This window comes from Rhizobium leguminosarum bv. viciae (assembly GCF_012276115.1).
Classification (GTDB): Bacteria; Pseudomonadota; Alphaproteobacteria; order Rhizobiales; family Rhizobiaceae; genus Rhizobium; species Rhizobium leguminosarum_T.
This window is the reverse complement of record NZ_WIEU01000019.1, coordinates 1-13,492: the sequence shown is the minus strand read 5'-3', so window position 1 is coordinate 13,492 and position 13,492 is coordinate 1. Positions and strand designations below refer to the sequence as shown.

15 protein-coding genes and 2 pseudogenes are annotated in these 13,492 nt (G+C 59.6%); 8 read left to right on the top strand and 9 right to left on the bottom strand.

The window, feature by feature from the left end; genetic code table 11:
- The first annotated feature begins 80 nt into the window (after positions 1 to 80).
- Complete coding sequence (locus GFM02_RS26385; protein WP_168271139.1) at positions 81 to 851, top strand: hypothetical protein; 771 nt, start codon at positions 81 to 83, stop codon at positions 849 to 851.
- 56 nt (positions 852 to 907) lie between these two features.
- Here GFM02_RS26385 and GFM02_RS26380 read toward each other — a convergent pair.
- Both GFM02_RS26380 and GFM02_RS26375 read right to left on the bottom strand, forming a co-directional pair.
- Positions 908 to 1,030: pseudogene (locus tag GFM02_RS26380) on the bottom strand (GNAT family N-acetyltransferase); the annotation flags it as partial.
- Positions 1,031 to 1,106: 76 nt separating this feature from the next.
- Complete coding sequence (locus GFM02_RS26375) at positions 1,107 to 1,628, bottom strand: DUF992 domain-containing protein (protein ID WP_017957594.1); 522 nt, start codon at positions 1,626 to 1,628, stop codon at positions 1,107 to 1,109.
- Positions 1,629 to 2,218: 590 nt separating this feature from the next.
- On the opposite strand from GFM02_RS26375, the gene GFM02_RS26370 reads away from it, so the two are divergent.
- Together GFM02_RS26370 and GFM02_RS26365 are read left to right on the top strand one after the other, a co-directional pair.
- Positions 2,219 to 2,467 carry a membrane protein gene (locus GFM02_RS26370; protein WP_017957595.1) on the top strand — a complete coding sequence of 83 codons (249 nt, stop codon included), beginning with the start codon at positions 2,219 to 2,221 and terminating at the stop codon, positions 2,465 to 2,467.
- 20 nt (positions 2,468 to 2,487) lie between these two features.
- On the top strand, positions 2,488 to 2,847 hold the full coding sequence (locus GFM02_RS26365; protein ID WP_168323247.1) for an EF-hand domain-containing protein: 360 nt from the start codon (positions 2,488 to 2,490) through the stop codon (positions 2,845 to 2,847).
- An 82-nt stretch (positions 2,848 to 2,929) separates the two neighbouring features.
- Here the strand turns inward: GFM02_RS26365 and GFM02_RS26360 are convergent, their stop codons facing one another.
- The 3 genes from GFM02_RS26360 to GFM02_RS26350 form a co-directional block, all read right to left on the bottom strand.
- On the bottom strand, positions 2,930 to 3,094 hold the full coding sequence (locus tag GFM02_RS26360; protein ID WP_017969338.1) for a DUF1328 domain-containing protein: 165 nt from the start codon (positions 3,092 to 3,094) through the stop codon (positions 2,930 to 2,932).
- Positions 3,095 to 3,193: 99 nt separating this feature from the next.
- A complete protein-coding gene (locus tag GFM02_RS26355; protein WP_168303579.1) occupies positions 3,194 to 3,784 on the bottom strand; it encodes a hypothetical protein in 591 nt (196 codons plus the stop codon).
- Positions 3,785 to 4,040: 256 nt separating this feature from the next.
- Positions 4,041 to 5,663: an ABC-F family ATP-binding cassette domain-containing protein gene (locus GFM02_RS26350; RefSeq protein ID WP_168323246.1), complete on the bottom strand. Its 1,623-nt coding sequence runs from the start codon at positions 5,661 to 5,663 to the stop codon at positions 4,041 to 4,043.
- Positions 5,664 to 5,867: 204 nt separating this feature from the next.
- On the opposite strand from GFM02_RS26350, the gene GFM02_RS26345 reads away from it, so the two are divergent.
- Both GFM02_RS26345 and GFM02_RS26340 read left to right on the top strand, forming a co-directional pair.
- Entirely contained in the window at positions 5,868 to 6,197 is a 330-nt protein-coding gene (locus GFM02_RS26345) for a DUF6665 family protein (RefSeq protein ID WP_168323245.1), read from the top strand.
- A 105-nt stretch (positions 6,198 to 6,302) separates the two neighbouring features.
- Entirely contained in the window at positions 6,303 to 7,172 is an 870-nt protein-coding gene (locus tag GFM02_RS26340; RefSeq protein ID WP_168323244.1) for an aldose 1-epimerase family protein, read from the top strand.
- A gap of 22 nt (positions 7,173 to 7,194) precedes the next feature.
- On the opposite strand, the pseudogene GFM02_RS26335 reads toward GFM02_RS26340, so the two are convergent.
- The 3 genes and pseudogenes from GFM02_RS26335 to GFM02_RS26325 all read right to left on the bottom strand — a co-directional run.
- Positions 7,195 to 7,437 (bottom strand): annotated as a pseudogene (locus GFM02_RS26335) (EmrB/QacA family drug resistance transporter); the annotation flags it as partial.
- 173 nt (positions 7,438 to 7,610) lie between these two features.
- Positions 7,611 to 8,798 (bottom strand): mannonate dehydratase, encoded by a 1,188-nt coding sequence (uxuA, locus tag GFM02_RS26330; protein ID WP_168323243.1) that lies wholly within the window; start codon positions 8,796 to 8,798, stop codon positions 7,611 to 7,613.
- Between the two features lie 46 nt (positions 8,799 to 8,844).
- Complete coding sequence (locus tag GFM02_RS26325; RefSeq protein ID WP_168323242.1) at positions 8,845 to 9,567, bottom strand: GntR family transcriptional regulator; 723 nt, start codon at positions 9,565 to 9,567, stop codon at positions 8,845 to 8,847.
- A gap of 273 nt (positions 9,568 to 9,840) precedes the next feature.
- On the opposite strand from GFM02_RS26325, the gene GFM02_RS26320 reads away from it, so the two are divergent.
- The 3 genes from GFM02_RS26320 to GFM02_RS26310 all read left to right on the top strand — a co-directional run bounded on the left by GFM02_RS26320 (position 9,841) and on the right by GFM02_RS26310 (position 12,153).
- Positions 9,841 to 10,245: a DUF2934 domain-containing protein gene (locus tag GFM02_RS26320; protein WP_168323300.1), complete on the top strand. Its 405-nt coding sequence runs from the start codon at positions 9,841 to 9,843 to the stop codon at positions 10,243 to 10,245.
- 54 nt (positions 10,246 to 10,299) lie between these two features.
- On the top strand, positions 10,300 to 10,551 hold the full coding sequence (locus GFM02_RS26315; protein ID WP_168323241.1) for a hypothetical protein: 252 nt from the start codon (positions 10,300 to 10,302) through the stop codon (positions 10,549 to 10,551).
- A 327-nt stretch (positions 10,552 to 10,878) separates the two neighbouring features.
- Positions 10,879 to 12,153: an O-antigen ligase family protein gene (locus tag GFM02_RS26310; RefSeq protein WP_168323240.1), complete on the top strand. Its 1,275-nt coding sequence runs from the start codon at positions 10,879 to 10,881 to the stop codon at positions 12,151 to 12,153.
- A 26-nt stretch (positions 12,154 to 12,179) separates the two neighbouring features.
- On the opposite strand, the gene GFM02_RS26305 is transcribed toward GFM02_RS26310, so the two are convergent.
- The coding region (locus GFM02_RS26305; protein WP_168323239.1) for a polysaccharide biosynthesis protein at positions 12,180 to 13,492 on the bottom strand (1,313 nt) is incomplete at its 5' end.

The following is a 13,492-nucleotide window of genomic DNA, read 5'->3' as shown; positions in this document are numbered from 1 at the left end:
CAACAAAGTCGAGGCCGCTCAACTGTTTATCGCGAATGCACCAGCTAGGTGTCAGACGCTTCGAGCAACTGGATTTTCTTATGATACGCAACTCCTTGCAAAGCAATATCCTGAAACACACGGTACGATCCGATGCAGAAAAAGCGCGCATTTGTGCCGCTAACAATGCAGACCTGTATCAGGCGATGTTCCGTGCCCATGGACTGCCTGATCAGCGAACCAACGCATTTTGGTCAAGCGATGCGATCGCACCCCCCTACTATTCCAACATGACGACACTCGACCCGGATGCAACAGAGGAACAGCTGATTGAAATCGGTCGGCTGACAGATCGGCTAGGACGGCGACCTGGTTTCAAAGACGGGTTTTCCAGGCTCGATCTCGTCAACAAAGGGTTCCAGTTGTTGTTTTCAGCATCATGGATTTGGGCTGAACCTCGCAGAATTTCAGCGCGTGCGCCTCAGGATTGGGCCCGCATTCGCGATGCATCGGCACTGGATCGCTGGGAACATTCCTGGAAAGAGTCTGGTAGCCAGACCGATGCCAACGTCTTCACACCGGCCCTGCTTTCCGATCCCAACATACATATCTATGGCCGATGGGCCGGCGACGGTTTTGATGCGGGCTGCATCGTAAATCGATCAACCGAGGCTGTAGGGATCTCCAATATCTTTAACTTGACTGGTACGCCGCGGGCGTTCGGGGATGCCGTGTCGTTGGCCACTATCGCATTTTCACCCGACGTGCCGCTAGTCGGGTATGACAGTGGCGCAACGCTAAACGAAATGACAAAGCTGGGCTTCAGGCCAGTCGGCAAACTGAGGATTTGGCTACCTGATGACGGTTCCTAAGCGTCTTTCTCTATTTGTTATCCAATAGCGTAGTTTGATGGGACCAACGCTCGCCCTCTATCGTGCTTCGGCGGCGTGCCGTAGATATCCCAGATCTTCAGATAGTGCCCAACCAGGATCTCGTCCTCGCCGGGCGTTGCCATTCGAATATCCATCATGTCGTGATCCGGCTTGGGCATGCGAGGGTGCAAAATCGCGCCTCAGACGAGATGACGTCCCCTGCCGCGTCGCGGCAGGGGACGTCAAAAGGCCATATCAATTCGCTGGTGTGAGTGTCATCGAGGCGCTGCCGGCCGCAACGTTGAGGCCGAGCTGACCGGTCAGGCTGACCGTCTGCAGATGGATCGAACCGGACGTACCGCCAACCAGGAGATTGGCGCCGACACCGGCGCCGAGCGTCGCTTCGGCGGTGGCGCCGACGTAGAGGCCGGCGAGCGATCCGCGGTGATAGCCGGCCGTCGGCGCGAACACGGCCCAGATCAGGCGGCTGCGCGTGGTGAAGCCAAGGTCGATGCCGAGCTTTCTCATTTCACCCGTATAACGATCCGAAAGTTCGTTGCCGACGGTCGACTGGAAGATGCAGTCGGCCTCTTTGGAGGAACCGAGCACGTAACCCGTGCCGCCGCCGATATCGCAGGTGAGGTAACCGATCTTCACGCCATTGCGCAGGTCCGGCTCTTCATATGTCCTGGTGCCGAGGTCGGCGGCATTGACCGCCCCAGCGCCGACAAACGTCAACGATACCGCGGCAAACGCCGTCGCAAGAATTTTGTTCATAAGTCTCTCCTTCTCAAATCGTGACGGGAGCATACCCGGCTACTCGCCACCAGATTCGGCAACAGATAACGGACGGAACCGCAAAACGATCCCGAACCGGCATCATTACGCATCGCATGTCAAAGCGCCTGGGAGGGCGCAAGCGACAAACACGCTTACGGTTCAGCTCCCATTGGGACATTTCGAAGGCACCTTTTCGCGTCATCCGGTTATTTCACGATCTTGTCAGGGATGGTTGCCGGAAAGGCACGATCCTGATCGCCGTCAACTCTCGACGAGCGGTATCGTGCACATCGCAGGCGCCCCCTATTTGGATAGGCGATCGATGATCGCGCAGGTTGCCATGCCGTATAGATAGCTGTACTATTTGAAAATACTCTCCATGCAGTACTGCAACTGGAGAGGAAACTGCATGATTGCTTGGCATTGCCGCAGAATTTCCGCTTGTTTTCCGGAATTCTGCTTCTGTTCGAACAGAAACTAAGTCTGAATTTGAGAAATATCATCAGGCGATATTTTCGCGGGGGCCGGACAATCGTACGCCCGCCGATCTCTATTGGAGATAACGGGTAATTTATCGGGAGGGAAAGATGCGCATACGCAGGACAAACATCATACTGGCGGGATGCCTTGCCATCTCCGCCTGCCAGTCCGGCCCGACATCGCAGGCCGTCTCGGATCGTAATTCCGAATTCGGCTGCATCGCGGGAACCGTCGGCGGCGCGATTGTCGGTGGCTTGATCGGCAGCACGATCGGCGCCGGAACCGGGCAGGTGCTTGCTGTCGGCGCCGGCATCGGCGGCGGCGGTTACGTCGGCAACCGTCTGGCTTGCCGCTAATTGGGGAGGGATATCAAGCGATGAAGACCTTGGCTTTGGTGACCACATTCATACTGTGCCAATGCGTTGGGGCAGCGGCGCAACAACAGCAACAGCCCGGATCGATGTATCAGGGCCAGATGGATCGGCTTGACGCAAATACCAGCAAGACCGTCGACCGATCGGAATACGAGACCTTCATGGGCACGGCCTTCGTTAGTCTCGACAAGAACAAGGACGGCAGCCTGCAGTCCGATGAGACGGTGCAGATCCTGACTGTCGAGCAATTCACTTTGACCGACGCCAACCACAACGGCCGCATTAGCCGAAGCGAATTCATGCAGCGGGTGATGGCGGATTTCGCGACAGCCGACCACGACCGGGACGGAAACCTTCAGTGACGGAGACGTCAAACCGAATGTGGCAATAAAGAAAAACCCGGCGAGATGTTTCGCCGGGTTTTTATACTTTAATCTGTCCGCGTTATACTTTTCGCATCAGTTGCATGACGAGCGATACGACGAACAGCACCAGGAAAATGAAGAACAGAACCTGGGCAATGGAAGCTGAAGCCCCTGCGATGCCGCCAAATCCGAGGACGCCGGCAATCAAGGCCACGACGAGAAACACCAGAGCGTAATAAAGCATCGCAATCTCCTTGTACGTTGCTGCGGAGATAACGGAGGCAGCCCCATTTGGTTCCCGTCTGCCTGATGGCCGGGACCTGCAGCGTCGCATCAGCTCCATTCAGCCGAGGTGAAAGACGCCGCTGTACATCCGGTCGCCTTCATTCGGCTCGGGAGGTTCGGCTGCGTCGAGATAGGCCTTGAGCGGCCCGGTCAGCACGAACCAGATGCTGGCTCCCAGCATGAAACAGGCTCCCACCGGATCGTCGACGCGGGCGATGAACGGAAGGCAGGCCGATGCGAAGAGAACGATGATCCGCACCGACCACTCTGCCTCACGTTTGGCGATGGCGCGCGCTCTCAGCGACTTGTACTCCCGGGCGCCGTAACTGCCTTGCCCTGCCTTCACAGCCGAAAGCAGCTTTCGCGCGGACGGCAGCGCCAGCATGACCAGCGCGGCAACACTGAGCGTGAAAGTCTCGCCGGCCATGACCTGCCCGCTCGCGATCAGGAGAAAGGAGAGCACAACGAGATTCCACGTCGGCTCCAGCAACTCCGGCGGTTGCCGCGTGCGGAGATGCCAACTCCGCAGCAAACCCGCCGCGCCGTGCAGTAGCGGCTGATCGATATAACGATTGATCCAGTCCATGCCGATGCGCCCGTCCCCGATTGCATGAAGAGGCCTCCGAACACCACGGAATTTGGTCATCATCGTGGCGACAACCGTCGAATCCGTCCGCAACCGATCGAACCGCGTGTCGCAACCCCTAAAATTTGGAGCCGATTTCAGACGCGCGGCAGCCGTCCAGCGCAATTCCTGCGCGACTTCCCAAACATGGCCGATGGATCCGCAAAGGCCGCGGTGCGTTTTCGCCTCCGTTGCCCCGAGCGGCCAATCGATGTCGCTAGCCGGCTCTTCACTGGTCGTTTCGACACTGACGGTTTCGACATGCCGGGCAAAATAACCGTCAGCTTCGCAGGCCGGGCGCCTCCTGACCGGTGCGCGCCACATATTCGGTATAGCCGCCGCCATATTGATGGATGCCGTCGGGCGTCAGCTCCAGCACCCGGTTGGAGAGTGCCGCCAGGAAATGCCGGTCGTGCGAGACGAACAGCATCGTACCCTCATATTGCGACAGCGCCTTGATCAGCATTTCCTTGGTGTCGAGGTCGAGGTGGTTCGTCGGCTCGTCGAGCACGAGCAGGTTCGGCGGGTCGAACAGCATCATTGCCATGACCAGCCGCGCCTTCTCACCGCCTGACAGCACCCGACACCGCTTTTCGATATCGTCGCCGGAGAAGCCAAAACATCCGGCTAGAGCACGCAAAGGCCCCTGCCCTGCCTGGGGAAAACGGTATTCCAACGATTGGAAGACGGTGTGCTCGCCATCGAGAATATCCATGGCGTGCTGGGCGAAATAGCCCATCTTGACGCTGGCGCCGAGAGCGACGCTGCCTTCGTCAGGCTCGGCCGTGCCCGTCACCAATTTCAACAGCGTCGATTTCCCGGCGCCGTTAATACCCATGATGCACCAGCGTTCCCGGCGCCGCACCATGAAATCCAGCCCTTCATAGATGCTTCGACTGCCGTATTTCTTGTGAACGTTCTTCAGGCTGACCACGTCCTCGCCGGAGCGCGGTGCCGGCTGGAAATCGAAGGCGACCGACTGGCGGCGCTTAGGCGGCTCTACCCGGTCGATCTTCTCCAGCTTCTTGACGCGGCTCTGCACCTGCGAGGCATGCGAGGCGCGCGCCTTGAACCGCTCGATGAACTTGATTTCCTTGGCGAGCATCGCCTGCTGGCGTTCGAACTGGGCCTGCTGCTGTTTCTCGTTCTGCGCCCGCTGCTGCTCGTAGAATTCATAGTCACCGGAATAGGTCGTCAAGGTGCCGCCGTCGATCTCGATGATCTTGGTGACGATGCGGTTCATGAACTCGCGGTCGTGCGAGGTCATCAGCAGCGCGCCCTCATAACCCTTCAGGAACTCCTCCAGCCAGATCAGGCTTTCCAGATCCAGATGGTTGCTCGGCTCGTCGAGCAGCATGACATCCGGGCGCATGAGCAGGATGCGGGCAAGCGCCACGCGCATCTTCCAGCCGCCCGACAGCGCGCCGACATCGCCATCCATCATCTCCTGGCTGAAGCTCAGGCCCGCGAGCACTTCGCGCGCCCGTCCCTCGAGCGCATAGCCGTCCAGTTCCTCGTAACGCGCCTGCACCTCGCCGTAGCGCTCGATAATCTCCTCCATATTATCGGCCTGCTCGGGATCGGCCATGGCCGCCTCCAGATCGCGCAACTCCGCAGCAACGATGCTGACCGGCCCAGCGCCGTTCATCACCTCGGCGACGGCGCTATGGCCGGCCATCTCGCCGACGTCCTGGTTGAAATAGCCGATGGTGACGCCCTTCTCGCAGGAGACCTGCCCCTCGTCGGGCTGCTCCTCGCCGTTGATCATCCGGAAGACCGTTGTCTTGCCGGCGCCGTTCGGACCGACGAGACCGATCTTCTCGCCTCTGTTGAGCGCTGCGGAAGCCTCGATGAAGAGGATGCGGTGGCTGAGCTGCTTGCTGATATTTTCGATACGGATCATGATTTACGCGGCGCCTGGAGAAAGAGATTTTGGCGCGCTTATGCCATGCGGGGAAACCGCAGGATAGCCCCGTTTCCCACCCTCTCGATCAAGAATATGATGCCGAAAAGCCTGAGCGGTTTTCGAACCACATCATGCTCACCTTCTTTAATTTGCGACAGGATTGAGTAATATCGCGGCTCACGCCAACGGAGACCTGTGCCAATGAGCGTTCGTCCGCCGCAATCCTTCAGACAATCCGAGCAGGATAGAAACGGCTTCAACGTCCTCGAATACGAGTTGATGTCGGAACGCGCGGATTCGCTTGGACGTCACGGGCTGAAGGTGGAGGCGACGCTCGCCGCCCTGAAGGCCTGGACTGCCGATCGCCAGAGCACTGAGGAACGCGAGAGGCTTCTCAACGAAGCATCAGACGCCGTCTGGGCATTCTTCATCCAGCGTGAGATCTGCGGCTTGCGGAACAACCGCGACGCCATCCAGCGCTACGGCATCCCGAACGAAGTGATCGCGAGATTGGGCGCGATCAGGAAATAACGAGGGCGGCGGCTGGTGTGGCTGCCGTCCCCGCCCTCTATTGGGTGGAAATCCCTCGTGCGGAACGGTATGGCTTGGTGCCGAACCAATGCGAAAGGAAACGCGATGCCAATCTCCATCCGGATCGGGAACAAGGATCTCACCGTCGATGTCTCCTCCCTCGGCGCCGAGATGCAGGCGCTCACGTCAAGCGACGGGCGCTCTTGGTTATGGACCGGCGACGCAACCTTCTGGACCGGGCGGTCGCCGATCCTGTTTCCGATGGTCGGCAAGGCGTCTGATGACAAGATAGCAATCGACGGCACGGTCTATCCGATGGCCCAGCATGGTTTTGCCCGCCGCAGCGAATTCGCGCTTGCGGCCTCCACTGAGACGATGTGCCGGTTCGAACTGGCCGCCTCGGATGCGACCCGGGCGGTCTATCCGTTCGAATTTCAGCTGACCGTGGTGCATGCGGTCGAGGGCCGTGTGCTGACCGTCACGGCGGAGGTCACCAATCGCGGCCGGAAGCCGATGCCGTTCGGTCTCGGCTTCCATTCGGCCTTCGTTTGGCCGCTGCCCGATGCTTCCGGCCGCGACCATATCGTCACGCTCGACAATGAAGGCGAGCCGGCGCTTGTGCGGCTGGAAGGCGGTCTCATCAACCCCGCGACCCTGCCCTCGCCATTCGATGCCGGCCGGCTGGTGCTCGATCATTCGATGTTCGAACAGGATGCAATGATTTTCCCTGATGGTGCGGGCGAAGGCCTGCACTATGGCGCGGAAGGCGGGCCGGTCATGCAGTTCCATTTCGAAAACCTGCCCAACCTTGCGCTGTGGACCAAACCGGGTGCGCCCTTCCTCTGCATCGAGCCGTGGCATGGAACGGCTGCGGAAGCTGGGAGCTCCAGCGAGCTTTCGAAGAGGCCGTCGACCACGATCCTGGCGCCGGGCGCCGTGGCAAGCTTCGCCTTCACGGTTGAAACTCCGCAATAAAAGACTCTCGGAAAACGATGTTTCAGTGGGCGCCGGCGCCACCACCGGCCCGCGGTTTTTGGGTGAGCAGAAGGGCGACGGCTGCAATGGCAAGAACCACGCCGATGACGGCGAAGGTATCGGCAAAACCCAGGATGAGGGCCTGGCGTTTGACGATCTGGCCAAGCGCCACGACGGCCTTCTGGGCTGCGACGGCATGGTCGGAGACACCATGCTGCATGAAGTAGGCTGTCAATTGGTCGAGACGTGTGCGGACTTCATCGCGGCCGGGTGAGCGACACTGGGAGCGAATGCACTGAGCGCAAGCGAAGGGCAATATTGAGCGACGTGCCGCGCGGCCCCCTCAACCGCCTGCCGGCACCTTCTCCCCGCTGGGGAGAAGAGGCGTGTGGCAGCGTCTTGCCATCTCTCCTTACCCGATATCCTTCGACGATACCCTCAGTTTGGCGGAGCGCCCAGCGCATGCAGGATGCCGCGCAGTTCGGCGAGGCCGCGCATGCGGCCGATCGCCGGGTAGCCTGGTGTGACGACCTTGTCGAGGTCGTCGAGCATGCGATGGCCATGGTCCGATCGGAACACGATGGTGTCTTCGGGACTGCGGCGGCGGTCTTCCGCGACCAGTTCGCTGAGAACGGCGACCATGTCGACGTCGCCTTCCAGATGCGCGCTTTCATGGAATGTCCGGCCGTCACCCTCGCGCGTCGTGGCACGCAGATGGGCGAAGTGGATACGCGAGGCAAAGCGTCGGGTGATCGCCGGCAGGTCGTTTTCGGCGCGCACGCCGAGGCTGCCGGTGCAATAACACATGCCGTTCGCCGCCGACGGCACCGCATCGAAGAGAGCGGCATAGTCGTCCGCCGTCGAGGCGATGCGCGGCAGGCCGAACAGCGAACGCGGCGGATCGTCGGGATGCAGCGTCAGCTTGACGCCGCGGGCTTCGGCCGCCGGCGTCACCGCCTCCAGGAATTCGATCAGGTGCCGGCGCAGTCTTGCAGCATCGATGCCGCTGTAGGCGACGAGCTTTTCGCGGAAAGCCGGAATGGTCAGAGGTTCGGTGGTCGACCCCGGCAGAGCCGAGGTGATGATGCGGGTGATGTCGGCGACCTCGTCGTCCGTCATCGCCTCGAAGACGATACGCGCCCGTTCGCGGTCTTCGCTGGAATAGTGCTGCGCCGCATCCGGCCGTTCCAGAATGAAGAGATCGAAGGCTGCAAAACGCTCGTGGTCGAAGCGCATGGCAGTGGCGCCGGTCGGCGTCACGAAATCGAGTTCGGTGCGGGTCCAGTCCACCACCGGCATGAAATTATAGCAGACGATTGGAATACCGCAGGCGGCGACCGCTTCGAGACTGGCGATCCACGCCTCGATTTCGGCCTTCGCCTCCCCGCCCTTGCGCTTGACGGCATCGGGGATCGGGATGCTCTCGACCACTGACCAGACGAGCGACGAGCGATCGCCGGGCGTCGTCTCGATCAGAGCCTGGCGTTCGCGCACTTCCTTCTCCGTCCAGGCCCTGCCGATCGGCACCTGATGCAGCGAAGAGACGATATTCGTCGCGCCCGTCTGGCGGACATCATCCAGCGTCACCGGCGCTTCCGGCCCGAACCATCTCCAACCCTGTCGCATCCTTCTTCCTTCCCTCTCGCTTTTCGTTTCGTGTTCTGGCCTGCTGTCAGCAGAAATAATCGGGGTAACGCGCGCGCAACTCGTCGACATCGGGAATGACGGCACTCAGATGATGGGTCATCGCGCTGCGTGCAACCGCCGCATCATGGGCGGCGAGCGCATCGCGGATGATCATATGTTCGGGCACGACGTTATCCATACGCCCGAGCACCGGCAACGTCAGCCGCCGTGCCCGGTCGATCTGCACCTTGACCGTTTTCAGGATTGCCCAGATGCCGGGATAACCTGAGATCTGCGCGATCGCCTCATGAAAGGCCTCGTCCTCCTCATGGAAGCTCGAGGCATTGCCGGTCGCGGCATGCGCCCGCTGCCGGGCTATGATGGCGTCGAGACGGGCGATATCGGCGGCCGTCGCGGTCAAAGCCGCAGCCTCGACGGTCGCGCCTTCGAGCGCCTTACGCACGACGACCGCCTCCGGGATCGCCGAGACCGGCACCCGCGACACGACGGTGCCCGACTGCGGGTAGATATCGACCAGTCCGCCTTCGGAAAGCCGGAGCAGCGCCTCGCGTACCGGCGTGCGGCTGACGCCGAAATCATCGGCGATCCGCTTTTCCTGCAGCAGCATGCCGGGCGGCATCCGCAGCGACACGATGTCGGCATAAAGGCGATCGTAGATGGCGCCGGCCGTGGTGATACGGCGCAGCCTGCCCCCGGGCTTCCGCGACGTCGGGACGACCAAAACTTCGGTTTCTGATGCTTGCTGCATGGATATACCGGGACGCTGAAACTTCGTGGCATACTAGTATATCAGTTCTATCCCCGTGCCAAGACATGCCGCTCAAGGTTCGGCGCTTGGCGAATTGAGCAAGTCGACCGCGGGCCGCAGGCTGGAGCAAAAACATGGAACGGCAATTACAGTGCGCAAGCGCGGGTGAACGGCATAGACCTCGCGGAAATGAAAAGCCGATCTCTACGCCGAGGCACTCTTTGTTTGGAACTTAGATCGGCCAAGTTGGTTGAGATCCGCAAGGAGACCCTCATGAAAAAGCCTGCACCACGCAAGACAAGCGAAAATACGACTGACGGCGGCCGGCCGAAAACTACACCCGCCGCGGACGCAGGCGGAAGGAAGATGGCTCGGCGAGCCGCAAACGAAATCGACAGGCTGAGCGGCGAGTCGCCAGCCGCCGGCCGCGAGGAGGAGATCCGAAGAAAGGCATATTCCCTGTGGGAGAAAGAAGGGAGGCCGGAAGGCAAGCACTGGCATCACTGGACCCTGGCCGAATATGAACTCGATGCGCAGCAGGGTGAAGCCGACAATCCCCCAAACCTCGCAGCATTGCGAGAGGCCTCGCGCGAACATACCGATGCATTCCTCGTCAAGACCGATCTCGAGGACGCCGATCAACGCGAAGCCTCTCCCGGCACACACGAGCAGGATTGAACTTTCCGCCTCGCGCCAATCTCAGACCTCTTGCCATTCAGAAAGGTCCCCGGCATGACCGGCAAACAGAACTTGAACGCCGGATTCACTGGAACACCCACTGAGCAGCCGGAGGGATTGAACAAGGTCGCGAAGTCGGCAGCCAAAGAGATGAAACGTGAGGCCTATGCCGTCGCCTTCGGTGCCAGAGAGCACCCGCATACCGCAAGCGCATTGCTGCTCACCACCGGCATTGTCGCATTCGGGCTTGGCTATCTCTTTGGTCGATCATCGGCGGAAGGTTCGACACGCCCATATTGGCGATAGCGGCAGCCGCTTCACTTCAACGAGGCGCATGCATCGGTTCTTCGACTAGCGTGCAGACCGATGTTGCCGCCTTCTTTCTCTCGGTGTGCTCGTCGGCTGCTTGCTACACCGTCACATCACGCCCGCACCTCAGACGTGTTTTCTGTTGAAGCCGGCCTTACCGTCGCACCCGCTTGCCACCCATCATCGGATAGAACCACGTCCGTCTGGACGACTGTTGCCGGAATACCACGTCGAATAAAGCCATAGATTGCACCCTCATCACAGCTTGACAGCTGTGATGACGATCCTTAGCGAGGCAACATCGACACGGTCAGGACCGGCAAAGTGAATTATTTTAGACAACTCAAGATGGCAGTGCTTTATCCGGGGGATGAGGCCGGAAGCGCACTCGACCGAAACAACCGTATTGCCGTCTTTCTCTTTGCAATCCTTCCAGGGCTTTCGCCGAACTTTAACTCCTTCATCCTCCTCGCGTCGATTGTGTGGGGCGTCTACTGTCTGGCGACGGGCAGCCTCGCCTTGAACCTGTCGAAATCCGACCGGCTGGTTGCCATTGGCATGTCGATCTACCCGCTGGTGATGATCGCCAGCATCTTCATCAATCCGCCCTACTCCGAAGTCCAGGACTGGATATTCCGGCTCCTGCCTTTCTTTTCCATCTGGCTGATATTGCCGCGGATGCGCCAATCTCCCGATGGCCGTCTTGTGCCGCTCTTTATCCTCGGCGCAGGCATCGGCATGATCGTCACCTTTCTTTTCAGTCTCCTGCAGATCATGTTTCTGATGGACAGGGCAGAGGCTGGAACGTCCAACGCTGCACTCCTCGGCGTGATAGGTATTCTGTTCGGCGGCATTGCGCTTCTCAACATTCAATCTCCCAGAAGCGTGGAGCAAAGAATTGCGATATTGGGATATGCCGCGGGTCTAGGCTGCGTTCTGCTTTCCGGAACGCGCTCGGCCTGGCTGGTCATTCCCATCCATATCGTCATCTTTCTCTGGTACTTTCGCAAACATAGCTTCCATCTGAGTTTGCGCAGCCTGGCTATTACCAGCTCCTTGCTGTTGGCGGGACTTATCACCCTGGGCAGCGGCCAGATCCTCCATCGCATCCAGGCGCTTCAGGAAAATCTGACATCGCTCGAACGCACCGACGGCGAGATCACGTCGCTGAGTGCCCGGTTCGCCTTGTACAAAGGCGCACTATCAGCAATCAGTAAGGACCCGTTGACAGGTTATGGCCCGCAGAACCGGATGAGTTCGGTTTTGGCAGAGCTTCCCGATAATATAAGGCCGCAGTTGCCTTACTCGCATGTCCATAACGGCTTTCTGACCGCGGGAATCGACGCCGGCGTTTTCGGCATTGCAGCGCTATCGCTGATGCTGCTGACGCCCGTGATCGGAGCGTGGAGAAAAGAAGTGGGACCGGGCCGGGATTTGGCGATTGCGCTCGCTCTTCTGCTCGTCAGCAGCTACGTCATAACAGGCAGCTTTGGCATCATGTTCAATCAGAAAGCTTTGGATCCGATCTTCGCCTACATGGTTGCCCTTATTTGTGCGGATCGCGGCAGCACGGGCTTTGCACCCGTCGCTCGGAGCTGACGTCCGACCCCTTGAGCCTGCAGACCCTACAGCGTGCCTTGAATTGTCTGAGGCAGCCGTATTGGCTCGGCGCCGGTGAATGCTAGATCAGAAACCTCACCCGTTGAGGAATAGCCGGAAACAAGCTCCGCCAATGTCGCACGTGCAGCGATCATATCGTTCCGGTCCAATGCCGCGTTGAGCGCGTTGAGCCTTCGCGACAGCTCCGGCCAGGACAGGAAATCCTCGCGCGCCTTCATAATCCGAGGATGTTCGGTTGTTTCAGGGTTGTCCCCGATCAACAGTTCTTCAAAGAGCTTCTCGCCGGGCCGAAGACCGGTAACGGACAGCTCGATATCGCCTTCGGGATTGTCTTCGTCGCGGACGGCCAGCCCGGAAAGCTCCACCATCTTGCGGGCAAGATCTGCGATGCGAACCGGCTCTCCCATGTCGAGCAGGAAGACATCTCCGCCCTCCGCCATCGCGCCGGCCTGTATGACGAGTTGAGAAGCCTCCGAAATGGTCATGAAATAGCGGGTTATGTCAGGATGTGTCAGTGTCACCGGGCCGCCCTCCTTGATCTGCTGCCGGAAAAGCGGCACGACGGATCCGGAGGAGCCGAGGACGTTTCCGAAACGGACCATGGAGAAATTCGTTCGCATTCTGTCGACTGCCGATTCCGCCGCAAGCGCCTGCAGAACCATCTCTGCCAGCCTTTTGCTGGCGCCCATCACATTTGTCGGACGCACGGCTTTGTCTGTGCTGATCAGCACGAAATTCGAGACGCCGCATTTATTCGCCGCGCGTGCCGCAACCAGCGTACCCATCACATTGTTCTTGATGCCTTCCACGGCATTGTGTTCGACAAGGGGAACATGCTTGTAAGCGGCTGCATGATAGAGCGTCTGAGGTCGCCAGCTCTGCATGACATGTTCCATGCGATCCTGATCGCGGACAGAACACAGAATCGGAACGATCTGCATATTTTCATGTTTGTACAGTTCGGCGAGCTTCTGCAATTCGGCATGGATATTATAAAGCGCAAACTCATTCTGATCGATGAGGATCAGGCTGGAAGGCCCGGTGCGCAAAATCTGACGACATAGCTCGCCACCGATCGAGCCGCCAGCGCCGGTGACCATCACCACCTTGTTGCGCATCGACTTGTCGAGTAGCTCCTGGCGCGGCGCGACCGCTTCTCTTCCCAGCAGATCTTCGATTTCCAGCTCGCGGATGTCGGAGACGGCGATGCGTCCCTGAGCCAGGGCAGTGAGATCCGGCAACGTGCGAACATTGACCCTGGCTTTACGGATGTGCTCCAGGATTTCGTTGCGACGCTGCCGCGATGCGGAGGGAAGAG